At 51.8% G+C, this 25358-nt stretch carries 16 protein-coding genes; all 16 read right to left on the bottom strand.

Translation table 11 applies throughout. From position 1 onward, the window contains the following. Positions 1 to 25 precede the first annotated feature (25 nt). The 16 genes from AC0YNS_RS24410 to AC0YNS_RS24335 all read right to left on the bottom strand — a co-directional run bounded on the left by AC0YNS_RS24410 (position 26) and on the right by AC0YNS_RS24335 (position 25344). On the bottom strand, positions 26 to 850 hold the full coding sequence (locus AC0YNS_RS24410) for a sugar phosphate isomerase/epimerase family protein (RefSeq protein ID WP_475783545.1): 825 nt from the start codon (positions 848 to 850) through the stop codon (positions 26 to 28). Further along, the gene (locus AC0YNS_RS24405) at positions 847 to 1923 is read right to left on the bottom strand and encodes a Gfo/Idh/MocA family protein (protein WP_475783544.1); all 1077 of its coding nucleotides are present in this window, start codon (positions 1921 to 1923) and stop codon (positions 847 to 849) included. Before AC0YNS_RS24405 ends, AC0YNS_RS24410 begins: the two co-directional genes overlap by 4 nt. Next, positions 1920 to 2837, bottom strand: a complete 918-nt coding sequence (locus AC0YNS_RS24400) for a sugar phosphate isomerase/epimerase family protein (protein WP_475783543.1) — start codon at positions 2835 to 2837, stop codon at positions 1920 to 1922. Before AC0YNS_RS24400 ends, AC0YNS_RS24405 begins: the two co-directional genes overlap by 4 nt. Positions 2838 to 3077: 240 nt before the next feature. Next, positions 3078 to 5936, bottom strand: a complete 2859-nt coding sequence (locus AC0YNS_RS24395; RefSeq protein WP_475783542.1) for an S-layer homology domain-containing protein — start codon at positions 5934 to 5936, stop codon at positions 3078 to 3080. A 196-nt stretch (positions 5937 to 6132) separates the two neighbouring features. Continuing rightward, positions 6133 to 9345 (bottom strand): CARDB domain-containing protein, encoded by a 3213-nt coding sequence (locus AC0YNS_RS24390; protein WP_475783541.1) that lies wholly within the window; start codon positions 9343 to 9345, stop codon positions 6133 to 6135. Between the two features lie 171 nt (positions 9346 to 9516). Continuing rightward, entirely contained in the window at positions 9517 to 10950 is a 1434-nt protein-coding gene (locus AC0YNS_RS24385) for an alpha-amylase family glycosyl hydrolase (RefSeq protein WP_475783540.1), read from the bottom strand. 27 nt (positions 10951 to 10977) lie between these two features. Further along, positions 10978 to 11862 (bottom strand): carbohydrate ABC transporter permease, encoded by an 885-nt coding sequence (locus AC0YNS_RS24380; protein ID WP_475783638.1) that lies wholly within the window; start codon positions 11860 to 11862, stop codon positions 10978 to 10980. 19 nt (positions 11863 to 11881) lie between these two features. Next, positions 11882 to 12775, bottom strand: coding sequence for an ABC transporter permease (locus AC0YNS_RS24375; protein WP_475783539.1), 894 nt, complete (start codon positions 12773 to 12775; stop codon positions 11882 to 11884). A gap of 112 nt (positions 12776 to 12887) precedes the next feature. Further along, a complete protein-coding gene (locus AC0YNS_RS24370) occupies positions 12888 to 14642 on the bottom strand; it encodes an extracellular solute-binding protein (RefSeq protein WP_475783538.1) in 1755 nt (584 codons plus the stop codon). A gap of 168 nt (positions 14643 to 14810) precedes the next feature. Beyond that, a complete protein-coding gene (locus AC0YNS_RS24365) occupies positions 14811 to 16187 on the bottom strand; it encodes a response regulator transcription factor (protein ID WP_475783537.1) in 1377 nt (458 codons plus the stop codon). A 3-nt stretch (positions 16188 to 16190) separates the two neighbouring features. Beyond that, positions 16191 to 17846 (bottom strand): sensor histidine kinase, encoded by a 1656-nt coding sequence (locus AC0YNS_RS24360; RefSeq protein WP_475783536.1) that lies wholly within the window; start codon positions 17844 to 17846, stop codon positions 16191 to 16193. A gap of 638 nt (positions 17847 to 18484) precedes the next feature. Next, positions 18485 to 21277 carry an alpha-L-rhamnosidase-related protein gene (locus AC0YNS_RS24355; protein ID WP_475783535.1) on the bottom strand — a complete coding sequence of 931 codons (2793 nt, stop codon included), beginning with the start codon at positions 21275 to 21277 and terminating at the stop codon, positions 18485 to 18487. A 37-nt stretch (positions 21278 to 21314) separates the two neighbouring features. Beyond that, positions 21315 to 22322 (bottom strand): Gfo/Idh/MocA family protein, encoded by a 1008-nt coding sequence (locus tag AC0YNS_RS24350; RefSeq protein ID WP_475783534.1) that lies wholly within the window; start codon positions 22320 to 22322, stop codon positions 21315 to 21317. A 21-nt stretch (positions 22323 to 22343) separates the two neighbouring features. Continuing rightward, positions 22344 to 23195 (bottom strand): helix-turn-helix transcriptional regulator, encoded by an 852-nt coding sequence (locus AC0YNS_RS24345; protein WP_475783533.1) that lies wholly within the window; start codon positions 23193 to 23195, stop codon positions 22344 to 22346. A 243-nt stretch (positions 23196 to 23438) separates the two neighbouring features. After that, positions 23439 to 24497, bottom strand: coding sequence for a zinc-dependent alcohol dehydrogenase (locus AC0YNS_RS24340; RefSeq protein WP_475783532.1), 1059 nt, complete (start codon positions 24495 to 24497; stop codon positions 23439 to 23441). Positions 24498 to 24633: 136 nt separating this feature from the next. Next, a complete protein-coding gene (locus tag AC0YNS_RS24335) occupies positions 24634 to 25344 on the bottom strand; it encodes a hypothetical protein (RefSeq protein WP_475783531.1) in 711 nt (236 codons plus the stop codon). Between the last annotated feature and the right edge of the window lie 14 nt (positions 25345 to 25358).

Genomic DNA, 25358 nt, shown 5'->3' with positions numbered 1-25358 from the left:
GTCCATGGGTTTGCCCTTGCTATTGCTACATCGTTACCGCCGGAAAAGCTTCTTTAATGCGAGCATAAAGCTGAACGGCATCTTCCATCACGTCAAATTGATCCGTCTGTAAGTATTCGATGGAGAATCCGCCTTGATAACCGCGCTGCTTCAGCTCACTTAGGATCCGCTCGAAATCGACATCACCAGCGCCAAAACGAACCTGCATCTGATCCTTAGCCGCATCCCGCAGATGGACATGAGCTGCCCGATTAAGGAATACAAACGTCTCTTCGAGCGGTACCCCCTGCATGACAAAATGGGTCGGATCATAAACGATCGGCAGCTCTGGCATCAACTCCATCAAACGCAAGCACTGCTCCATCGTCTCGAATGGACTGTTTACGTGGAACTCCAGCGCCATCTGGATGCCTTCTGCATTTGCAATTTGCAGCTGCTCTCGGAGCGATGCGATGCAATCGCTAAGCACCACTTCCCAAGGACGGGAACGATCGGGCTGCCGCGGCTGGATCGCTGCGATGTTGATGCCCAGCGCCTTCATCCACTGCATTAGGCCGGCCGTTTCCGCCTTTCTGCGTGTTATGGCTTCGGGCGAACGGTCATGAAGCTGCGGGGATACGCCGCTGTTGGCAGCCACAGGCTGCAGGTTATATTGAGCTAGCAGCTGCTTAGTGCGGTTAATTTGCTGGGCCAGGCTGTGTTCGGTTATAAGTTCGCTCGTATGGACATGAACCCAGCCGTCGATGGTGAGAATGTCCACGTATTGGAAGCCTGCTGAAGAAATGGATGCCAGTGCTTCTTCAAAGCCGGAACCGCAGCGAACGGAGGTGGAGCATGCAATGATGCTCATGGCGCCGTCACCGTACTTTCCAGCATAATATCTAGCGGGAATCGGTCCTGGTTCAGCGGCAGCTCGATTCTGCGTCCAAGTCTTGCCGATTCGTATGCGGCCATCACGACCTCCATTACATTAAGCGCAGTCGATGCTGCGAGCGGATGAGGAGCGCCGGTTTGCATGGAGATGGCCAACTGACGGAACACGCCTGGGAGTCCATCGTTGAAGTCATCCGGCGCGTCCAGTTCGGCAGCGCGGAAACCTCCGGCCTGTGCATCTTGAATTTGCACCTGCGGGCTTGCGCTATCCCCGGCACGCCACAGGCGACCTTGATCGCCGATAGCCTCAATGTCTTGGTAGTCGCTGCCCGGCAGTCTCGCATCGCCTGTTAGAAATTCCGCGCGGATGCCGCTTTCGAATTCGAGCGTCACCATCATGCCGCTTTCTACCGCATGTCCGTACCGTCGGCCAGTAAAGATGGCATAATCGTACTGATCCGGCAAACCCGGCTCTACGTCTTGTCTGAACATGGCGGCAAGCACCCATTTCACTTTCTCGTCGCCTGTGAGACTGAGCAGGATATCTACGCTATGCGTGCCATCGCTTAAGAAATCACCCGCGCAAGTTGCACGCAGAAGGCGCGGCTTACCGATTGCACCTTCTTGAATTAATCTGCGCATAGTCATGAACGGCGCGGACATACGTCTTTGGTGGCCGATAATGAGCAGAGTATCGTTAGCATTACACACTTCCATCATTTTGCGGGCATCCCCCATATTAACGGCCATCGGTTTCTCGCAGTAAACGGCTTTCACACCCGCTTCCGCGGCCATGATAGTCAGACGGGCGTGAGAGCCTGTTGGTGTTGCGATGATGACAACATCCGGCTGTAATTCTTGCAGCATAAGTGTGAAATCGGTATAAATGGCTGCGGAGCCGCCTGTTTGGGCAGCGGCATCACGAGCCGTGTCCGCACTCAGATCGCATAAGCCGGCAAGCTCAAACTCGGACAGCGAGGCGACAGCTTTCGCATGGTTTAACCCCATTCGGCAGCCGATAACGACTGCGCGTAACTTAGCTTCACTCATGGCATAATCTCTCCTTTGGCAATAGGTTCAAGCGATTGAATGAATCGAAGGGAGCGCTCCAGACACAGCTGGGGATCCATATCCATTGGGCTAATCATCTCGACTTCCATGACCAGCTTATCTTTTAGCGGTGCGTGCTTCATAAGCAGCTCGTAGCACTCGCGCAGGGGAACGTCGCCGTCGCCAAGCGCTGCGCCTTTCACTTCGAATTGAAGCGGATAAACGTCCGGACGCGGTCTTACGATATGATCCTTGAAATGCGTGCCGATTGTGTAAGGTGCTGCCAGTTCAAAAGCAGGAAGCGGACGTTCCCCGATTAAGTAGGTGTTGCCGGTATCCAAGTAAATGTAGAGCTGTTTGGTCGCTTGGCACAGCTTCACCAAGTCGGCGATGTAGTAGTCGCCATGATTTTCCACGCTTAGCGGTGCACCCAGCTCCGAGCAAATAACCGCGAGTGGCGCCATCGCTTCCGATATACGAGCCAGCTTGTCCTCGAGCGGCATTACACGGTCAAACCGATGCCCGGCTCGCATCCCTGTCGTTGCGATTTGACCTCTCATAAGTGGCAAGTAGAGTCGGAGCTGCTCCGCGATGCGCTCCGTCTCCCGTTCTCGCTCTTCTCTGCCGGCGTTTAAGTAGTTAAAACCGATGTGCGGCGTCAGCTGAAGCCCGTGTTTCACCAGCTCTTCCCCTATGTAATCGCGGCGTGCCTCGTCCATATTTGCCATTTCACTCAAGTCTATGCCGGTCGTGACAAGCCCATGCCGCTTCAAGAAATCGAGCTTCCCCAGCACCGAGTCGTCTCCCTGCCGACTAAATCCGTGATACCACACGAGCGCATACCCCCATGTTAACGGACGGCGTGCCCCTCTCCCGTTCGACCAATCCGAACTGCTGTCATTAGCCAAAACCATTGTAGCCTCTCATCCCTTCCATCCCTGAACTTCACACTAACGTGTAGCTTTAACTTGATTGTAGCAACTGCCCCGCCGCGGTACTATGCGTCAATATTGACATCCGTTGCATTCCATTTACATTTGTTTTCTTCCCTGTAGGCGATATATCCGCTCACCAAAGAAAAACGGACAAGCCAACCGTTACCGGTTAACTTGTCCGTTCCGTCATCCCATTCCGTTCCCTCAGACTACCTCGCCTTAACGCACGTATTCGAGCAATCTCGCAAGCGCGACTGCCGCTTCCGCGCGGGTAACTTTCGCCTGCGGCTTAAACTTGCCGCCGTCTGCCGACATGAGGCCGGTTGCGACTGCCGCCTCAACCGAAGGCAGCGCGTCAACCTTCACTTGCTTCGCATCCTTCAGCACCACCGCTTCAGGATGCTTCACCTTCCTACCCGTGCCTGCCTCATAAGCCTGCACCAGCAGCACGGCCAGCTGCCCGCGAGTTACAGTGCCGTCGTCCAAATTCGCAGCCGTATAATCGGCAAGCGCTGCGACCGAACGCGACTGCACATACGTCCCTAAGCGATTCAGCATCGTTTCCAGCTCGCCGCCCGTCAGCACGCGCTTCGGAAGGAAGCTTTCATTCTCACCTGTCACGATATGAGCAGCAAACAGCGATTTCACAGACTCATAAGCAAAGTGAGATTTCGCCACGTCGCTGAACGGCTGTACATCAGTGCCAAGCAGCGAAGTCAGCGCCTCATATTTAGGCGTGTCCAGATTGTCGAGGATATCCTCGGACGCGCCCCACATACCGTAACGGTTATAGCCGCTCGTCAACGTGAAGTACATGAACATGTCGCCGTTCTTATCCAAGAAGTTGTTGCCGACATCATACCTCACGAGATCGCCCATGCGCTCCGAACGATGTGCAGCGATACGATTCTCCACATTAATCGTACTTCCGCCTCCCGAGTCCGGGCCGCCTTCATACGTGTACGATTTGAGGCCATACTGGTCCGCCAAGCTAATCAGTTCCTGCTTCGTTCCATCCGGACTGCTGAACCGTTTGCTGTCTTCCTGCATCGCCGTCAGTACCTCGGTTGTCGATGCCGCGTCGCTTGCCGCGCTTGAGTTAAAGTACGGGGCGCTGGCAATCGCGTAGAAATAGTTCTTCGGATCGCCGTAAACTTTGCTGACCCAGTTCAGCATATCCTCATACTGATCCGGAATAATCGCAAACCAGCTAAGTACCGGTCTAACCCGCGTGTTCAGCGAGTCTTCGCCGAAGACGGTCTGGAATTGCTGCCCGATCTCAATCAAGCGCTGCGCAATCCGGTGGCGCGTCCATGAACGCTTCTGCGGCGTATAATCGCCATCATTCGGGTCGTCAAAATACGATTGCATCGTATACTGACTCAGCACCGATCCCTCTTTCGCCCCTTCAGCGATAGCCGCGGCTTTGTTGTAAGCCTGCTGCGTGAACAGATCGTTCCACACTTCATTGGAGTACTCCAAATAGATTTTGATGCCCGGGTTCAGCTTCGCTTTGAGCAGCGTCGCCAGCGATTTCACATAGTCATCGCTTGCCGCAACCGGGATGTTGATCCAAATGTCCTTCCCAGTTTGGTTAGCTAGCGCAATCACGTACTCCCATGCCACACCATGCGTCCCATCTTGAAGCAGCTGCGTCGCGTCTGTCGTCAGCTTGCGATCGCTCCACTCCGTAACCGCCGGATAAGCCGGATTGTTATTGTTGGTGCTCAGCCAATCCATGAAACGAAGCGTGCCGAACGGCTGAAGCGCCTGCAGAAACTCCTTCGTGAACGTAGCGTCGGCAGAATAACCCGGACGCATTAACTTCAAATCACTCACGCCGCCGCTTGTCTTCGTGAAGCTCATAAACAGCAGGCCGCTGCCTTTGGCCAGTACGATATCTGCCGTCGTCGTGTTCGTCTTCTTGTCATACTTCTGATTCTCGACAGCAAACGGACTCGAAGCATCCACATTGCCCAGCACCGCTTGTCCTTTGAAAGACAGCTTGTACACGCCGCTGATATCCGGGAATTGCTTCGTTGGGTCATCAATATCATTCAACCACGCCGCAACCGGACGATGGTCGAAGAATACGGTCGCCGCATCCTCCTTCGGCCAGCCATTCGCATCCACCTTCACGCCTTCGCTGCCGTCCGCTTTCACCCATTGCCGCAGCGTTTTGGCCGCATCCGCGAACTCATATCCACGCCCGCCGAGCCCTTCCAGACCGACACCGATTTGGCCCGGATACAGCTCTTTCGTCAGCGCAGGTAGGGGAGTTACCGTATGCACATTAAGCGTATTCGTTGCAAAAGAAGTCAGGCTCTCCTTTGCCGCAACAACCTTAAAGTTATAGACGCCGCCAGCCTCTAGCCCCTTCACCGTAAACGATGTATTCGCCGTATCGCCGACTGCCTTATCATCCTGATAAACGGTATACTTCACGGCCGGATTCCCTTGAGGCTTCTCCCACACCAGATCAACCGCGGTTTCCGAATTGTCCGTCGCATGCAGGAAGGAAGGCGCAATGGCCTCTTTCTTCACATCCTCCGCGCTCGAAACCTTCTCCAGCACCACATCATCGAGATAGAAATCCGCGCCCGACCACTTCACGAGCGTTAGATTCGAATTCGAGGTTGGCATCAGCTCAGCCGGTGCGGTAAAGATCGTTTCAATATAGTGATACTCCCCGTCATTCTCCGTAAAATCAAGCTGCTTCGAGAAGCTCTTGCCAAGCGTCAGCTTCAAATTACCGCCAGCATCCCCATTCACGAACTTGTACCAGGCACCGAAACGATACGTCCGGTTCGGTTCAAGCGCACCGAAATCGAGCCCAGTGATGCCAAAGCCGGCTGGGATCTTCAACGCCTGCTCTTTCCCGTGTGGAGCTTCCTTGCCGATATTAATATTGACCCAGTTCGGCCAATCAATGGCACCGCTTTCAAAATCGCCGTTAGGAACAAGATTGTTACCGTAAACTACACCCTCCGATGAGGCAGCCACAGCATCGGCCGCGAATGTATTCATAGGTGCAAGCATCATCATCGCCATTGCAAAGGCGCCTATTCGCTTCTTCATGTCATCTTTCCTCTCTGATTAAGTTTTCTCCTAAAGCTTACATTTCCTACTAATTGTACAATCGCCGCATGAGCGATACTATTGCATCCTATTGACTTTCCTTGCTATCCATTAACCTCTTCTCCCTCAACAAAATAAAACAAGCCGACACCCTAAAGGCGCCGGCCTGTTCCATCACTCTAATCTGCCAAGAAGCCTACCAATTGTTCCCCGAGCCCGTTGCTGTAAAGCTCGCCGAATCATTCTTGAACTTACCGGATGGAGCGACATTAACCGTATTCGTGTTGAACGCTGCCGATCCATTCGCGGAGCCTCTTACATAAACTCCATAAGTGCCCGAATTGTTGATCGTATTGGACGTGTAATTCACGACTGCGCCCCCGCTTGGTTCCTCGATGAATACACCTGAATACGTGCTGCTGTCGATCACATTGCTGCTTACATTGACGGTCAATCCAGAAGCAAGACCATTATTATTGACCCAGTACCCCCAGATTGCTCCGATTTGGTAGCCATAATCATGATGATAGGAGCCGCTGCGAACAAGCTTGTTATTCGTAATCGTAAGCGTGCCAGTGAACGCTGTTGGACTATGATTCGTACCAAACTGGATGCCTGAACCGTTATCAATCGTATCGAGGATGAGATTATTGCTTACCGTGTTGTTCTTGCCGCCATAGATGCCGATGCCGTTCGCAAGGTTCGGGATCTGCACCGTGTTATAGCGGAATGTGCTGCTTTCAACGGTTCCCGTGCCGCCATTAAGCGATTTGGACCACATGGCCATACCGTCGTCGCCATTGTTACGGAAGTTGCTTTGTTCCACAATCGTATTGATCGTGCCTCCGTTGATGTTGATTCCATCCGCCCAAGTGTCCCGTACCCTTAGTTTGGAAACCAACGCATTTGCCGTGCCTTCGTTCAACCAAAGACCGACCTTCGTGTGCTCCATCCAGATATTCATAATCGTAGAGTTGAGTGCATTTCCTTCAATACCGGCAATACCAGTAGCGTTCGAGCGATAGGTTTCCTCCGCCTTGATCATGAAGTCAGCGAGCGTTACATTCCCACCTTGCAGAAGAATCCCCGCATACGCGCCTTGCAGCGTCGAGCGCCACATACCTGCACCCTTAACGGACACGCCGCTTGGCAGTTTGATTTTGGTCGTGCCTCTTGTTCCTGTTTTGAAGTCGAAGGTACCCTCAGGGATCCATACGCCTTTAATGGAAGTTCCGTTCACAGCCGCAATCGCCGAGGTCATAGCTGCCGTATCGTCTACGCCGTCATTGGCCGTTGCCCCATAATTCGTAATCGACACATAATCCGAAGGCTTTGTAAGTGCCGCTGGAACTGCTTCTGTTTCAATGAAATCAATCAGTACATAGGTGTTTCCGGAAGGATTGGAATCATTCGCATCCCACTGCAGCTTGATCTTCGTACCTGCTGCATATTGCTGACCCAGAAGCACGCGACTTTCGTCAAAATAGCGATGGTGGTTGATGCCCGGCGTATTCGACCACTGCATTTCAGCGCCGTCAGAGCCATATTGTCCATACTGGTGGGCGTATCGGTTTGTTAACGAAATATCCGCAGCATGGGCAGTGCCCGCATAGAGGCTGATATTTTGAGAAATATCCGAACCCGTTGCACTATCCGGCATCGAGTATCGCACTACAATGCCTTGTGCAGGATTACTCAGCGTTAGTTCAACGGATTGCCCTTGAGCCAGGCGTACTGCTTTTCTGCCCGATGCTTCCGATTCTGCCGTCGTCCATGTTGTGCTTGGACCTGTCACGGATCCGCCGACGATCGTTAAGTTCTCCGCTTCATAGCTGTCGTAAGGCACGGTTGCGCCATAGTTCTGAACGACGCCGATTGTGAGACTCTTGCTGTAGCTGTTGTTGTTCTCATCCAGCTCGCTGATCAGCGACGTCTCGTCAACGACAGCGTTTACGGTATGAATGCCGTTTACGGCTGCCCATGATCCGGAGTTTTGCGTGAGGGTTACGGAAGCGCCTGCTGCAATGGATGTAGTGTAGTTAATGACCGAGCTCACTTTGGTACCGTTTACAAAGAAAGACACATTGCTCGCCGTTCCGGCAGCTGTAGCAGCTGTCCCCTGATTCTTCACGACTGCGCTGAATGTTACGGCATTCCCTGCAGCAGGAGCGGCCGGCGACCACGTAACATCCGTTACGACGAGGTCAGGCTTGCTAGGTACGCTCACTAGGATGCTTTCATCGAGGGTGTTATTGTTATCATTTGATTCCGTTATTCGGTTGATATCATCCACAAAAGCTCTAACAGTCTGCGTGCCGGCCACTGCCGTCCAAGTAGCTTTGGTATTCGGTCCTCCTGTAGCCGTTACCGTGACGGAGCTGCCCGCCGGTATCGAGGAAGTGTAGTTGTCACTCCAGTTTACGGATGTACCGTTAATGGAGAAAACGACGCCGTGAATCGTACCTGCAGGCGTAGCAGCGGTTCCTTGGTTCTTAATAACCGCGCTGAACGTCACTTCATTGCCTGTCAGAGGGGAAGCCGGTGACCAGGAAACATCCGTTACGACGAGGTCCGCTGTCCCTGCGCCAGCTCCGGTTGTAATGATTTTGTCAAACGTATTGTTCGACTCATTGGATTCCGCAATTCGGTTCACGTCATCAATAAAAGCTCTCACGGTATGAGTACCGGATGCCGCAGTCCACGAAGCCTTGCTGCTTGGACCTCCCGTGGCCGTTACCGTAACGGACGCACCTACTGCTAAGGAAGAGGTATAATTATCGCTCCAGTTCACGGATGTCCCATCTACGGTAAACAATACGCCGTGAATCGTACCCGCTGATGTTGCTGCTGTTCCTTGGTTCTTAATGACAGCACTGAATGTCACTTCGTTTCCAGTCTGAGGAGAAGCCGGCGACCAAGTAACATCGGTTACGACCAAGTCAGGCGTTCCCGAACCGGATAAAGTTATGCTTTGACTCCATGTATTGTTGCTTTCATTCGATTCCGTAATTCGGTTCACATCATCCACATACGCGCTTACAGTATGGGTTCCGGATGTAGCCGTCCATGAGGCTTTAGCGCTCGGACCTCCTGTAGCCGTTACGGTTACGGATGCCCCCGCCGCGATGGACGAGGTATAATTGTCGCTCCAGCTTACGGACGTACCGTCAATGGCGAATAACACGCCATGCACAACGCCTGCCGGACTCGGATCAGCACCTTGATTCTTAATCGTAGCGCTGAAAGTCACCTCGCTGCCAATGGCAGGGTTGGCCGGCGTCCATGTGATGCCCGTTACCACCAAGTCAGGTCCACCGGCCGCTTTCGCCGTATGCGGGAAGATAACCAATTGGGAAAAGATAAGGGCCATAACCATTAAATATACAGAGATTTTGCTTCGACTACGCATTAACAAGCCTCCTCATTGTTTTCAATCCAAGCCGCGGAACACATCTAACTATGTAATGCAGTACCTTAGCCGTCATTCTCACCTTGCTGGCCCCACCTCCTTATCCGAAATGTAACCGCATTCATAACTTCCTAAAGCTCGGAGCCCGAGCAGCCCCGGACTCCGATTCATTCAACGCGTGTAGATCAGGTACTCCCATGGCGCTAACTCGACTGGCTGCTCTGATTGGACATCCACCGCTGTCCCGGAAGGAAACACTTTATAACTCCCAGCGACTCCACCCGCCTGGATCGTGCTCTTCACGCTTTCGTCCGATAAATTCATAACGACGATGACCGTATTGGCGTCTTTCGTTCTCTCGAAAGCAAGAATATCACCGTTGTCACCAACCGCTAAGTTGTTATAGGCTCCTCCTGCTGTGCCGTTCCACAGCGCCGGATTGTCATGCTTGAGTCGAATAAGCTCCGTGTATAACGTCGACATAGATAGATCGTTCCACGCAATTTCATCCTTCTCGAAGAACTGGAGCCGCTTGTTCAATCCGGCTTCCTGTCCCGAGTAGATCAACGGCATGCCCGGCATGGTGAAGCTGAGGGCCGCCATCGGTTTCACCGCATCCTTCAGCCGTTCATATTCCGTTCCCGTCCAGGAATTCTCGTCATGATTGGATGTGAAGTTCAGCGGATAGGTACCGCTCGGATAGGTCTTCGCCAGCCGCTCCCCGTACTTCTTCACTTGCTCCGCATTGCCAAGTCCCTTGGCAATCCGGTTCATCATGCTGTACAGCTGCCAGCCGTAATTGGAATTGAACGCATGCTTCAACAGACCAATCTGCTGATCATCCTCCGCCAGCATGTAGACCGGCTTGATCTGCTCCAGCTCCACCTTCGCTTTCTCCCAGAAGGCCGTTGGCACGCCTCCGGCATAATCGCAGCGGTAGCCGTCGATATCGAACTCGGCAACCCAATACTTCAGAGCATCGATCATGGCCGTCTGCATATCCGCATTGTCATAATTCAGATCCGCTACATCCGTCCAATTCGTGCCAGCAGGCTGCACGATATGGCCATTCTCATCCGTCGAATACCAGCCCGGATTCGCCGTCCATGGATTGTCCCAGCCCGTATGATTAGCCACCCAATCCAGCATGACCTTGAAGCCCATTTCATGGGCCTTGTTCACCAGTGCCCGGAAATCCGCCTCCGTCCCGAACTCGGGATTAACCGCTTTATAATCATCGACCGCATAATAGGATCCCAACGTTCCGTTACGGTTCTTCTTGGAGATCGGGTGAATGGGCATGAACCATAAGATATCGACGCCAAGCTCCTTGAGCCGCGGCAAATGGGCTTCGAATGCCTTGAACGTGCCTTCCTTCGTGTACTGTCTGACGTTAACCTCGTACATCACGGCCTTCTCTGACCAGTCGGGAACCGCCGTTCCTTGATTCTTCTGCTCTTGTTTCTCGTCCTTATCCTGCTTCTGATCAGCCACAGCTTTCACCACCGGTTTATCCGCTTCGCGATTCGAGCTGCTGCAGGCGGAAACCAGGCAAACCAAGCTAAGAAGACAGACCGCCAGAGGCAGAGCAACAAAGCGCTTCATGACTATGACTCACCATCCGTTCATTGATTAACCTTTTACGGAGCCAAGGGTGATCCCTTTGACGAAATACTTTTGCAAGAACGGGTAAATGACGAGCAGCGGCAACATGGAAATGAAGATTTTGGCCGCATTGAGCGTCTGGTTCGATAACTCCGACATTCGTTTGACCGATTCCTCATCCATCTTGGTCGGATCGATTACAACCGCGACCTGCCGGATGTAGGATTGCAGCGGATAGTGAACCGATTTATTCATCAGCACGAGCGCTTGGAAGAACTCGTTCCAATGGTACACGATCGTAAAAACGAGCACCGTTGCAAGCACCGGCATAGCGAGCGGCAAGAAGATGCTGAACAGGATTCGCCACGGTCCCGCTCCGTCCATTAAAGCGGATTCTTCCACTTCCTTCGGCATGTTCCGGAAGTAGTTCATGACGAGAATGACGTTAAATACCGGCAATCCCCCGCCAAGCACCAACCCCCAGATGCTGTTGATCATGCCGAGCGATTTCATCGTCAGATACCACGGCACCAAGCCGCCGTTGAAGAGCATCGCGAAGACCAGAAGCCACATGATCACGTTTCTGGATTTAAATTCCTTCCCGTTCTTCGAAAGCGGATAGGCCATTAAGAGAACAACGAAGAAGGAGATGGCAGATCCGTAGAGGACGCGCTGCACGGAAATAAAGAACGATTTGAAAAATTGGTCGTCCTGCATGATCGTCTCATAAGAACCAAACGTGAAGCCTTTCGGCCACAAGAACACTTGCCCAGCCGACGCCGCAGCTTTATCGCTTAATGAAATGGATAAGGTATACCAGACCGGCAACAAGCACAAGAGCATAATCGCCAAGAGGAGTATGATATTCAATCCGTTGAAAAGTCTGGAAACCGCTGAACGTTCGGTAATCATCATGCTTTCATCCTTTACCTTAGAAAATTCGGTAGTTGGCAAACCGGTAAGCCAAGCTGTATGAAGCCGCAATTAAGACGAATCCGACAACCGATTTCAATAGCCCCACCGCCGTTGCTAAGCCATACTGCATATCAATGAGTCCTGCCCGGTACACCCAAGTATCGATAATGTCGCCGGATGAATAGACCGTTGGATTATATAAGTTAAAGATTTGATCGAAGCCTGCATTTAGAATGTTTCCCATGCTCAGCGTTGCGAGAAGCACAGCAACCGGTATAATGCTCGGAAGGGTGATGCGTGTCAATCGTTTCCACTGGGACGCTCCGTCAATTGCAGCAGCCTCGTACATCTCGGGGTTAATGGATGTTAACGCCGCGAAGAAAATAATGGCATTGAAGCCGAATTCCTTCCACACATCACTTCCGACAATGAGAACCGGGAAAATCTGCGCATCTGCGAAAAACAACCCCTTTTCCAGCCCAAAGCTGGCTAAAACCTGATTCACGGGACCCGAATAGGAGAAAATATCCAGCATCATGCCCGCAACAATAACCCAGGACAGAAAATGCGGCAAATACACAACCGTTTGCACCGCACGGGTAAACACTCTATTCTTTACTTCATTCAGCATCAGCGCAAATGCCAGCGGAACAACGAGATTTCCTACCATTTTGGCTAGTGCAATGAAGATCGTATTCCGGAAAATAATCTTGCTGTCATCAAGCTCGAACATATATTGAAAATTCTCTAAACCGATCCAGGGAGACTTTAAGATGCCCATACCCGGATTGAAATCTTTGAAAGCCGTCATGATGCCGTACATAGGAAACAGATTATAGAAGAACAACCAAACCAGTCCGGGCAGTAGCATGAGATAATAATGTTTCGCGAATCCTTTGTTGGTCTGCATCCTTGATTTCCCCTTATTAGGAAGTCAAGACGAGTAGCGAGTACCCGTCTTGACCTTTTTCTGAAAGAGACTTACTGCGCCATTCAGATCGGCGCCAGCCGTTTCTTCCGAACTATTTAAGTTCGTTAACCTCTTCAGTAATTTTGTCGCCGCCTTGATCCTTCCATTTGGTCACGAACGTATCGAAGGCATCCAATTCTTCGCTGCCCATGATGATTTTGAGGAAGGTTTCGTCTTCCATTTTCTTGAGGTTCGTCCATCTCGATTCCATTGTTTTCGTTTGAGCCGTAGCAATGCTTCGTACCCAGTTGATATCCGCATCAACGAAAGTAGAACCGCCGTTCAGATGGGCATAGATATGAGTGAAGAATCCAGGATCCGCTGCTTGGTCGAATGTGCCGATGTCATAGCTGTCGAATGGTTCTTTCTTGATGGCATCCACATGCTTCGCCATTTCATAAGCCCAGCCGTAGTTGACTTGATCGAAATCTTCCAGCTTCATTTCACCCTTCAAATGTTTGCGCAGGGAGTTTACCGCATACTCAAGCTGGTCACCGGCACCAAGAATCAGGAACAAAGGTACCTCTTGCGATGTCATTTGCTTGCCTGCTGTCAGCTTGTTGAATTCCTCGTCCTTGCCCCATTTGTGAATCGAAGTCATCTTCACGATGGCTTCCGGGTGTTTTGCGTTCTTGCTTATTACGATATAGCTGCTTCCTGTAGCCTGGTTGGAGTTGAATTTGCCTGCAGCATCAAGCGGCGCCGCATACGGTCTCCAGTTTGCTTTCGGATCGTTCTTAATGTTGTCCGGAATGTTGTTATACGCAGACCACCATGGTCCGAAGAAAATACCCGTTTGTCCGGCTGCAACAACTTCGGCTGTGCTCTTGCGAACGCCTAATTCCTTGTCCAGAATTCCCTTCGCGTACCAGTCTTTCATCATGGCAAGTGCTTGCTTCGTCTCCGGTGTAGTGGAACCATATACCGCATTGCCGTCCTTGTCTTTCACCCAAATGCCCGGATAAGCATCGTTAGCGAAGAATAAGGAAGAGAAGTTATACCAGTGATCCGTGGAATTCAGGAATGTGGAGTAAAGCGTGCCGCCTTGCTGCGTACCTACGATCCCAACTGTCTTGTCTCCGCCCATCTTGTTATCGATGAACGCTTTGGCGATAGTCTCCAGATCCTGCAATGATTTTGGCGGCTGCAGTCCCAGCTTGTCGAGCCAATCTTTGCGAATCCAAGTCAGCGGTGCGGAAGGAAGCGTCGTTTCCGGAAGGGCATACAGCTTACCGTCAAAAGTAACGCCATCGAGCAGACCCGGGTTGGAATCGTAAACCGCCTTCAATTCCGGACTTGCGTATTTGTCATAGACTTCGTTCAAATCTGCCAGCTGACCGGCTTTAACCATTTGTCTCAGCTGCGTTTCGTTGACGACCATCGCATCCGGCAAGTCATTACTCGAGATCGCCAGACTCACCTTCTGCTGATAGTCAGGGCCTTGAGCCGCTTCCCATGCATGCTTGGTTACGATGTTGAATTTATCTTTCAGCCAGCGCGTGTACACATTGTCTTCTGCTGTATCCGTGCCGTCGAACTTATAATTCGGGTCAATGGCTCTGCCAATGGATACCTCGGTAGGCTCCGCGAATTTCGCGAACGGATCGATCACTTCGTCGGTTGCCGTGTTGGCGGCTGCATTATTGCTGGCTTGTGTGTTGTTGCTGGCGTTTGTCGTTTCTTTGTTGTTCTGCGCCTTGTTATTGCTCTGCGCATCATTGTTGCTGCCATCGTTGTTGCTGCCGCAAGCGGCCAGACTTGCCGTTACAAGCAGAACAGCCATGGTCGATAAGATACCCTTTCTCATATTGCTCCCCCTCATGGACATTTCATTTGTTTGTTTCTGACAAATTCACTATAGCATGGGTCTTTCATTCCCTGAGTTAGAGGTCTATTCCCGAGTAGGTAGACGATTCTTCGCAAAATAAAGAATGCGTGCGAAAAATGTCTACCCATCTTTCGTACGCATTCTACCCTATTTGGTGCGGCCTTCCGAGAGCTGCCTGAACTCGCTTGGCAGAACCCCCACCTGCTCCCGGAATAACCGGCTGAAATATTTCTCGTCGTTATAGCCGATTTGCTCCGCGACCCACTGAATTGTCTTGGTCGTGTTGCGCAAATACTCCTTAGCCCGCTCCATTCGGATATCACGCACATAGTCCGAATAAGTCTGACCGACGTATTGCTTGAAGCATTGGCTGAAATAACTGCTGCTCATGTTAACTTGCCCGGCAATATCAGCGGCCGCAATCGGCTCGCTGATGTTCATCTGCGCCAAATTCATCGCTTTCACGATGCTGTTCTGGATCTCCTTGGAGAACAGCGGCTTCGTATTAGCGGCACTAATCCGTTCTCGTACTTCCGTGAGCCACTCCTCGAACCGGAACCAGCTGGAGAAGAAATCCTCGATCAAGATCGGTTCAGACAGAATCTGCTGATACAGCCTGTTCCACTCGTCAGACAGCGAGAAGAAGATGCGGGCCAGCCGAATTGGCGGCATCTTGCAGCCCTTCAGCTCTTGAATCATCGACTCAAATACGCTTGCTTCATAGATCCAGTCCGCAGATAACCATTTTCCTTTAATCTGATCGACACCGAAGCTTCTGTCCGCTTTCTCCCGATGCAACAGTTCGGCAGCGTTCACGAACTGAACAGATTCGGTGGGGTCAAAATCATAGAACAAATCGCTCTTCCTATACCCTCGAATGAGCTGCAGCACCGTCTTCTTGTCGATGCCTGCTAAGTTCTGAAAGCATACCAGTGCAGCATTGGGATCGGGCGGATAGGACACCGGCGGATTACCGGTCCAATACCAGATGCCGGCCTCCGCTTCCACCGCCTGATCAGGAAGGATATAAGTCGCCGCCGCCGACTTGGAATCATCGTTCATCGGATGCAGCGAGTACAGCACGAACCATTCATCGGCTTGTTCCGCTTCCTCATCCGGTACAGCTGCCGCCTTTGAGACTTCCTTTTGCTCCATAAGTGATTTGATTCTGCCCAATACTTCCTCGAACTGCTCTCTCTCCAGCTGCACCTTCGCGATATAATCAATGGCTCCGAGCCTTAAGGCCTCCTGCACATATTCGAAATCCTGATGAAGCGTCAGCACCACAATCTGAACTTGCGGATATTGCTGCCGAACGATTCTCATCAGCTCGATGCCGGACATGACAGGCATAGACAAGTCCGTAATCAGAAGATCGACCTTGCTCTCTTCCATGACTTTGAGCGCATTCTCACCGTTATTCGCCTCGCCTATGACCTCCATCCCGAACTCCTTCCAGGGCATGGCCGAAGCAAGACCTTTGCGTACCAGCTTGTCATCATCTACGATCAACACGCGAATCATCCGTTATATTCCACTCCTTAAGATGGGGAGGCGAAGCGATACAATCGTCCCTTTCCCAATCTCGCTTCTGATTTCCAGCACTGCCGTCTCGCCGTAAGTGGCTTGCAGAATTCGCTTCACATATCTCATGCCGATGCCCATGCCGACCTTATGGCTGTCTTTGGCCTCATCATCAAGCAGCCGATCGATCGTTTCCTGCGGCATGCCCGCTCCATTATCTTGAATCGTAATTTGCAGCGCTTGCTCATTCCATTCCACGCCTACATAGATATAACCGTCGTCGCTTACGCCATGATAGAGCGCATTCTCGACTAATGGCTGCATGAGAAACCGAGGGCAAGGAATCGTCAGCGCCTTCTCGTCCACGTCCAGATCGACGTCGAATTGGAAGTCGTACCGAATTTGCTGCAGCTGCAAATATTCCTTCAGCGCGTCAATCTCATCGCCGATCGTGGAAACCTCGCCCATTTTGCCAAGATTATAATAGAGCAATTTATTTAAGGAAAGCACCAGCTTGTCGATTTCATGCTGTCCGTTCATTAAGGCCAGCCAGTGCACGGTATCCAGCGTATTCATGAGAAAATGAGGATTGATCTGGTACAGCAGCTTCTCTACCTCCAAATCCGCCCTCCGCTTCTCCTTCACTTCGATTTCTTCATATAAGGCCCATATCTTCCCCTTCATGCTTCGCGTCTGATAGAGCAAATAATCGAATTCCGGGATATGCGTGACCTCCGTATGCTCCTTCACATTGGAGTGGATCAAGGACTTAATCTCCATATTAAACTTATCCAGCGGTCGGTAGACCATCTTCCAGAGCAGCCAGGAGAAGAAGACCGCACCCACAAAGAAGGCTAGGAAAATACCTGTAATCTGAACCAACCACCGGTTCCGCTCCTGCGTCAGCTCACTCCTCGGTGTAACCGAGACGATGCTCCAGCCTTGATTGCTGATCTCCCGATTCCAGAAATAATCACCGTGATATCCCGATATTTTCTCCGAATTCGTCGCCGGAAACACCGTATTCTCCGGAAAAGCGTTCTGCACCTCGCTGAATGCAATCCGGCGCTGATCATCGAGAATGAGCAGGCGGCGCGAGCTTTCTTTGCGATTCTGAGGGGCGAATAACGACTCGATGGCACTCCGGCCTGTCTCTATGTATAAGTAAAGGTTCTGATCCAGCAAATTGACTTTTCTCATGATACTGAACACATATTGATTAATAGAGCCATTGTAGCTTTTGTAAGGCCCGTAGTAGGTAATCTCCGGGAATTCGGCTAATACCGGGAGCTGCTTCGGCGCGAAGGTTCCGCGAACTCTGAAATTTTCAAAATCATGCGTGTCCTTCTTGGGATCGTAAAACATCATTAACCCGACATTCGGATTGGAGAAGGAGATGACATTCAGCTCCGTCTTAATATCATTCATCAGCTTCAGCCGTTCGTATGGCTCTTTCTCGACAGCGAGCTGTTCAATAAGCCTGTTCGTGCCCCCGCCGTATGCCAGCTGCTGAGAGACATGGTTTAAGTTGTTGATCGCATTCTCCAGCGTCATCAAGTCCTGCTTCAAATTGCTTTGAAGCGCACTCTCTACCTTATTGCTGATAATGGAATCTATCGTGTAGAAGGAAATAAACCCCAAGCAAATAAAAGGGGTCAAGCTGCTAATTAGGAAGATGATAATAATTCTGTTCTTGAACGTTACGTTTCTAAGTCGTAAGAAGTCCGTCTTCGTAAGCCATCATCCCTCTCTCGCCTCTGTGTAGCCCGTTGATGGGAAAATTGCTTCCCAACTTATTATCATACCCTGAAACGACAAAATGTGTATGAGACATTTCGCTTGAAACAGGGGGAGAAATTTTAGTGGAGATCGGCGGCGAGTAACGGTAGATGTGCTAACGAACCGGCGGGGCGTTAAAAATCTAACAAACCGTAGGGGTCAATTGGGGCTGATTCCCCACCTTAAAATCTAACGAACCGCAGGGCGGTGGACGGCCAAAATGCTGCGTTTCATGCAACATTTTCGGCTTGCGTGCGAGACTTCTGGCAAAATGCTGCTGAATATGCAACATTCCACTCATATTGGGCACCAAGAGCCACTTTGACGGCAAAATGCTGCATTTCAAGCAACATTCTCCGCTTCCGAGTGTGATTTGCTGGGCAAATGTTGCAGTTTGAGCAGCATTTCATTTTTGTTCGAGCTGATTCGTACGCAAAAACACCCCAGCCGTCCCCGGCTGAGGTGAAATGAGATGAATTGAGATGCGGTTAGATACGCTCAATCACATATTCAACGCGCTACTCCACAATCGTAGCTCGCAAACCTTCCGGAACACGAACATAGTCGAAGACGCGCGCTCCATGCTCGTCGGTATGCCACTTTACTTCTATCAGTCCGAGCGCGTGAGGTACAGCGCCTTCTGCTGCCGTTACCTCTGAAGTCTGCACATGAATGACAACCTCATTCGGCTTCTCGATCGTCGGCAGATGAACACCCAGCACATGCGTGGACATGAAGTAAGTTGGGCATGCCGACCATGCGTGGCATAGACTTTGGCCCAGATCGTAATACTCCGGCGTCTGCTTCAGCCCCTTCTGCAGGAACCAGCCCCAACCTTGACGCATCATCCGTTCCGCCGTATCCGTCAGACCAATCAAATACAGCCCTTCGAAAATATAAAAAGAGAAGCTCGGCGATACATACACGCCATCCTCCGGTCCATATCCGTTCACGAACAGCGATTTGAGATCGCGGCGTACATGCGCTCGCACCGGCTCCAGCTGCTCAGCCGTCAGCACGCCGGCCCGTGCAGCGAACAAGCTTGCATGCGCCGAATGAGACAGCTTCTGCTCGTTATCGCTGAAGCAGCCGCGTTCCTCGTCCCAGAATGTATCGCGGATTGCTCGCTCTACAACCGCAATTCTGCGCTCCAGTTCTCCTACTTCCGCCTGGCGACCAATAGCTCCGGCCAGTTTCGCCGCGGCGCGCAGCGCGATCAAATACGTACAGCTGAACACGCAGTGAATACCGGTGATTTCCATGTATCCTTTCACAATAGCAAGGTCGCCATGGAAGCCGCCGTAATGCGCATTAATGCCGCGCTTCACATCCCACTCCGAATCGAGCAGCAGATCTTCACGCTCATCGGCCAGCTCATGGAACCACGCCAAGTTATGCTGAATGGCAGCCCAGTACGTCTCTACTAGCTCCCCATCGCCGGTTTGCTCATAGTACGCCCAGAAACCTTCCAGTGCATTAAGTGCAAAATCCGAAATCGTATAGTCGCCCGTATTCGGGTAAACCGCTCTGAATTTGCCCGTAGCATCGGGCGATTGTCCCATAAGCTGAAGGCTGCGCCGCATAAGCGCATGATCACCGAAAACAGCTAAATTGTTGTGGTACTGGATAATCGTATCGCGGATGTACTGCCCACGCTCACGCGTCACGCAGTCTGTATAAGCATCCTCCATATTAACCGCTTCTGTCCGAACACCCATCTCCCAGATCTGCTCAAGCAGCGGGTCGGAGCAGCGGAAAGTCCCTTTGGTATCTACCGGATAGCTGGCAGAAGCAAGCTCCAAACCTCGCAGCAGCACATCTTGCTTCGGACTCCGCACCGTCAATTGCACATAGCGGAAGCCCCGCGGCTGCGTTAACCGCCAATCCAATTGCGCGCAGCGTTTATCCCCATAAGCCCTGTCCCCAAGCCCATACCAATGATAATGACGCAGATGCTTACCGTCCGCGTTCAAGTGCTCGCCATAGGTCAAGTCTATCGTCGCACCTCCTGCGCCTTCAAGCACAACACGTGGAAGAACAAGACGAGTCAGACCTAAGTCGAGCAGCAGAGAGAAGCCGTTCGGGTAGTCAGCCAAGGAGAAGACACGATCGGTCAACTGGTCGACTTCGATCGATTCGAAAGCATTGCCGTAAATGTCCCATCCAGTGGACATCGTCGGACTTTCGCCATGCTCATGTACCGTGACTTCAATCCAGCCACCAACATCCGTGAGCTCATCATTGGCCGCAAAAGGCAGCTCGCGGACGCTCAACGCAGACGCGTACAGGTCGTGCGAGACAACCGGCGAACGGTGGAACTGCACCGTACCTTCCGGATCGCGATCCGCTGATACGACTAGCCCGAAGCCTTCGGGCAGCGCGAGGTAATGGTGATACATATCTTGAAGCGAATCGCATTTGGCAAAATAAGCATTCCATCCTTTGCGCAGACTTACGCGGTGATTCAGACGCATGCTTTTGTCATCGGCATACAGTCCTTTGGCAATCGCCTCCCCATTGATCCAGCTGTTCTGATAGAACAGTCCCATCGTAATGAAGACGTCCTCCGGCGAATAAATCCACGTCCTCACCGCCATAAATCGGCTGGTCAACTCCGGCTCATGAATTTCATTCACATGCGGCATCGGCACGCTGAACGAACAGAGCAATTCCTGCGGCTCAAGCGGCATCAGATGCAGCACGCGTTCTACCGGAACCGGCTCTCCGGACATATACGGGATTCCCCGTGCCTCGGGCTCTCCCCAAGCTTGTTGATTCGCAAGCTCTACGCCGCTCAGCCAGCTGCTGTCGTCGAATTCGATCCCGCTCCACTCGCCTGCTTCCTCCAGACGCTGATCGTAGAGATCGCCGGCCTTCAAGAACAGGCTCGATTTAGCCGCGTACCGATAAGCCGGAGCCGAGGACGCTCGCCATGCTGCGCTTCCTGTAGCAAGATCAATTCGTTCGCCGCCTGCAACGGTAACTTCACCCCAAGCTGTGAGACCGGCTTGCGACAGCATCGTGATGAATGTTTTGTGCCCCACATAATTGACCTGGACCGCAATCACATTGCGACCTTCATGAAGCAAGCTGCTTAAGTCATGGGAATCGTACACCGGATGCTGAGGATCGAATCGCAGCGAACCCAAACGGACATACTTACCATTAATGTACAGCTGGTAAGTCGTATCGGCGAATAAATGAAGAATCGCGTTCTCCGGTTTGCTTTTCAAATCCAGTGTCAGTCTGAACCTTGCATAGAGATTGCGTCCTTGTCCGGACTCATCGTACCAAATCGCTTTTGCCTGCATGAGTGTACACACACCTTTTTCCCTTAATTATTCGTTCTTATTCGACGTATGCGATTTGTCTGCCGTCATCATCGGCCGACTGCATGACATTCTCAACGAGTCGTAAGCTTCGCAGCCCTTCTCGGATCGGACAAACCTCTGGTCCTTCGCCGCGCAGCGCTGCTATGAAAGCAACCGTCTCCTCCTCATAAACGTCGAGCTCGGAAGCGAAGGTTTGGCGCGAGATTTCTGATTCGCCGGTAAACACAAACTCCGCATCGTTCGCGCTTGTGAAATAAGCGGTCAAGTTGCTGCAAATGACCGTAAAGCTGCAGTTCCATTCTCCCGGCACGGCACAATTGGAAGCCGTTATGGATGCCATTGCTCCGGAGCGGAATCGAATAACGGCAGCGCTCGTATCCTCAACCGTATAACCTTCAGCTTCGCGATGGTTTAAATTCGCGGTAAAACCGCTGATTTTATCGGGCGTACCCAAGAAATACATGGCCAAATCATACGTATGAATCACCTGCTCGAAAACCTGTCCACCCGAGAGATTACGATCACTCCACCAAGACGAGTGCAGTGAGTTGCAATCGTAACGGCCATCGAAAAGCGTTGGGATGCCGGCTGTACCGTCTTCGATCAATCGTTTCAGTTCTTTAACTGCAGCGCCGAAGCGGTTGTGGTAGCCAACCTGTGACACGACGCCTGCTCCCTCGACAGCCGCAGTCATTCGCTCGGCAATTTCAGTATTAAGCGCAATGGGCTTCTCAAGGAATACGGCGATGCCTTTGCTCGCCGCCGCTTCCACTTGACCCTGATGCGCATAAGGCGGGAGGCAGATATATACAGCATCGAGCTGTTCCTTCTCCAGCATGGTGTTGAAATCCGCATACGCGTTAGCCACACCACCTGTGTGTGCTTCCCCGAAAGCTTCCGCTTTCTCAAGCGTTGTTCCGCAAACCGCGGTCACTTCAACACCGGGGATGTTGAGCAAATTTATCGCGTGCTTCTGTCCCATCATGCCAAGGCCTGCAATACCGACTCGAATTGATTTAAGCATATTAATAATTCCTCCAATGAATTAGTTGAATTGGCTGCCTGCCCCTCCCGCTAGTCGGCTTGTCCGGTATTTGAGCGGGGAGAGGCCTGTTTTGCTCTTGAAAAAGCGCGAGAAGTCGTCAATGTCCTCATAACCGGTCAGCCTCGCGATTTCTGTGATCGGACGGCTCTCGGTTTCCAGGAGCTGCTTCGCTCTGCGAAGTCGGAGCTGCAGCTGAAGCCTTGTCGGCGTTATGCCGAACAGCTTCTTGAAGCGTTCCGCGATGTAGGTGGGATGCATATAGTAACGCTTGCCAAGCTCCGCAAGATCGATACGGCGCTCCGGATTGTCGAGCAGCTCCGTCATCATGCTCATGAACGGATCGGAATGCTCCGCTTTCAGCAGCACTTCCGGATGATGAATGGCCGCGTCGATTAGGATGGCGACAAGCTCGAGCGCTTTGGCCTTCTTCATTAGACTGCCTGACAGCGAGCTCATCCCGTCCGCGATTCGGCTGTATTCGTGGAACACGGATTCAAACTGCTCCGGCTTCGGCAATCGAAAAATAACCGGAAAACGGAAAGCCTGCAAAGCATCGATGCAGCCCGCAACCTGGAGCGTAAAATGCCACCAGAGAAATTCCGTTTCCTCGTTCGTGTCTTTCACATGATCATGCAGCTCGTATGGGGGAATCAGCACGACATCCCCGGGGCCGGCAAAATAATCGCGGCCCGCAATATGAAGCCTGCATGAGCCTTCTTTAATGTACGAAGCAATATAGAAAGGGAGCTTGCGGTTCACTTGCCGCAGCTCGGTTCGTCTGTGCAAATCATGCTCCAGCATATGAAGCGATGCTTTCTCAATAAGCGGAAGCCACGGATGATTGTTCTTCATAGTCAGACTCCTCACTGCCCCACCGGATGAGGCATGGGCTGTTGTCCTTCTATTATACAAACAGCTGGCTTAACCTCGTGAGGGAAAACTGTCTGCTGCGGGGGGATTTCCGTCCACTGGTGATTCAAAACCACGGGAGTTTTTTCCGGGGGTTTGGTTTTGAATCGGTACCAAGAGCTCCCCCTCCAGCACCCACCTAAACAAAAACTCCGGCAACCTCGCCGGAGTTCTCTCAGTACAACCTTAAAACTTCAGTACCACCTGCAAGGACTTCTCCGTGTTGGCATCGAGCATTCGGTAAGCATCTGCTGCTTGTTCGAACGGAACTTGGTGGGTGACAAGCTCCGCCAGCTTCAAGCGGCCGGATAATGCCAGCTCCATAATCGTCCGTTCCATCCGCAGCCGATCCCAGCGATTCGTCAGCTGCAGGTTGATGCCGCTGATCTGCGAGCCAATGAGCTGCACGCGGTTATGATGGAACTCCTCTCCGAGGTAGAGATCCTTCGCTCCGCCTTGATAGAAGCCGGCAGTCACCACTCGGCCGTTGTAGACGACCGAGCGAATCGCTTCATGCAGCGCACCGGAAGCGCCGGAAATTTCAATCGCGATATCTGCTCCTCTGCTGCCTGTCAGCTCCTTAACTCGGCTGGCAACGTCACTGCAATTCCGCGAATTAATCGTATGCGCGGCTCCGAATTGCTCGGAGAACCCCAGCCGATAATCGTCGAGATCGATCGCGATCACTTCCGCTCCGTTCAGCCTTGCCAGCTGAGCAACAAGCTGTCCGGGCACGCCTTGTCCGAACACGACCACCGTTTCCCCGACGTGAATATCCGCGTCCAGAATCGCATTCAGCGCAATTGCACCCATTTGCGAATAAATGCCTGCCAATGGATCAAGTCCTTGCGGCAGCAGATGATCGCGCGCGAAGTCCTCACTCACAACATGCGAACTCTTATGTCCCCATGTGCCATAGACGACATCGCCTTCTTTAATGCCGCTAACGGCCGAGCCGATTTCCGATACGACGCCGACTTCTTCATATCCCCAGCATCCCCGCACCGGATACAAGGATGATTCTTCCTCGACTCGTTCCGTGAAGATCCGCTGCTCTTGATTGAACTGTTTCTTCACAAAAGGATTAATACCGCGATAGGCCGTCAATTGCGTTCCGGCGCTAATGCCGGAGTACAGCGTCGTAAGTCTGACTTCCTTCGCTCCCAGCTGACTATTCTCAACCTCTACAAAAGCAACTTCCTTCGGAGCAATGAAGTCCAAACGTTGTGCCGTCATGATTGTCATCCCTCTCTCCTCAACTTTCACCAGTCGAACCTGAACCTGAAGCTATCGTAGCATTCACCGTTTGAACGCTCCATCTCCGAACGCCAGCGGTTTTTGTCATTTTTACAGGTCGTTAAGAAGAGTTTATAAGCGACAATTACAACCTTGGGTAATAACCTTCCACCTCATCATTAGCAGGATTAATAACCACAACAATAGGACCGAGCAGCCCGTCTTGATCGGTATTGAACGTCACGGTAACAAGCCTATGGAAGTGGAGCTTCGTACGATCCTTATTCGGCACAATCCACTGATTGTTCAAAATGATCGTTGTCACTACGGCATCTGTGCTGCGTCCCGTCACATGCTTGCGCTGCCCCTCTTCAACCGTTGCCCAAGCGATTTCACGATACTTCGCTTTGCTCGCTTCCGTCAGTTCCAACAGTTGATCGGGCACAGCAGCATAACCACGTAAACCCTGAACCACCTTCGCTATACGATCCCTGTTCGACTTGAAATCCGTGATGTCATAGAGCACGACATTGTTGATCTGATAGCGGGTATGCGGAGTCACATCGGCAATCGCCGTCTTATCTTCGAAATCCTTTATCCCCTTAACAGCCTCCCCCTTGGAGGGGTAAATATAGATACTAATCGACTGCTTCGCATCCACCACGAAACGGCTCGGAGTGACGCCATTGTACTTCCTGGAAAATACAGCCCCCGGATTACCGTCCTGCATCGGCACGAGGGGGATCCCATAATGGCCAGCGATTTCTTTGACATCAGCCAGCGAAATGGAAGTCTCTTCGTTCTTGCACCCAGACAGGCAAACAAGCAGCAGGAGCGAAAATATCATTTTCTTCATATCATCATCTCCAG

Source organism: Paenibacillus sp. J22FR21 (genome assembly GCF_056269135.1).
The sequence above is the reverse complement of the archived record's forward strand: the minus strand, read 5'-3'. Positions and strand labels throughout refer to the sequence as shown.

What these genes read in the sequence shown, in the direction of transcription:
- AC0YNS_RS24410 (WP_475783545.1), bottom strand. Translation starts at nt 850, where the DNA reads ATGAGCATCATTGCATGCTCCACCTCCGTTCGCTGCGGTTCCGGCTTT.
- AC0YNS_RS24405 (WP_475783544.1), bottom strand. Translation starts at nt 1,923, where the DNA reads ATGAGTGAAGCTAAGTTACGCGCAGTCGTTATCGGCTGCCGAATGGGG.
- AC0YNS_RS24400 (WP_475783543.1), bottom strand. Translation starts at nt 2,837, where the DNA reads ATGGTTTTGGCTAATGACAGCAGTTCGGATTGGTCGAACGGGAGAGGG.
- AC0YNS_RS24395 (WP_475783542.1), bottom strand. Translation starts at nt 5,936, where the DNA reads ATGAAGAAGCGAATAGGCGCCTTTGCAATGGCGATGATGATGCTTGCA.
- AC0YNS_RS24390 (WP_475783541.1), bottom strand. Translation starts at nt 9,345, where the DNA reads ATGCGTAGTCGAAGCAAAATCTCTGTATATTTAATGGTTATGGCCCTT.
- AC0YNS_RS24385 (WP_475783540.1), bottom strand. Translation starts at nt 10,950, where the DNA reads ATGAAGCGCTTTGTTGCTCTGCCTCTGGCGGTCTGTCTTCTTAGCTTG.
- AC0YNS_RS24380 (WP_475783638.1), bottom strand. Translation starts at nt 11,862, where the DNA reads ATGATTACCGAACGTTCAGCGGTTTCCAGACTTTTCAACGGATTGAAT.
- AC0YNS_RS24375 (WP_475783539.1), bottom strand. Translation starts at nt 12,775, where the DNA reads ATGCAGACCAACAAAGGATTCGCGAAACATTATTATCTCATGCTACTG.
- AC0YNS_RS24370 (WP_475783538.1), bottom strand. Translation starts at nt 14,642, where the DNA reads ATGAGAAAGGGTATCTTATCGACCATGGCTGTTCTGCTTGTAACGGCA.
- AC0YNS_RS24365 (WP_475783537.1), bottom strand. Translation starts at nt 16,187, where the DNA reads ATGATTCGCGTGTTGATCGTAGATGATGACAAGCTGGTACGCAAAGGT.
- AC0YNS_RS24355 (WP_475783535.1), bottom strand. Translation starts at nt 21,277, where the DNA reads ATGCAGGCAAAAGCGATTTGGTACGATGAGTCCGGACAAGGACGCAAT.
- AC0YNS_RS24350 (WP_475783534.1), bottom strand. Translation starts at nt 22,322, where the DNA reads ATGCTTAAATCAATTCGAGTCGGTATTGCAGGCCTTGGCATGATGGGA.
- AC0YNS_RS24345 (WP_475783533.1), bottom strand. Translation starts at nt 23,195, where the DNA reads ATGAAGAACAATCATCCGTGGCTTCCGCTTATTGAGAAAGCATCGCTT.
- AC0YNS_RS24340 (WP_475783532.1), bottom strand. Translation starts at nt 24,497, where the DNA reads ATGACAATCATGACGGCACAACGTTTGGACTTCATTGCTCCGAAGGAA.
- AC0YNS_RS24335 (WP_475783531.1), bottom strand. Translation starts at nt 25,344, where the DNA reads ATGAAGAAAATGATATTTTCGCTCCTGCTGCTTGTTTGCCTGTCTGGG.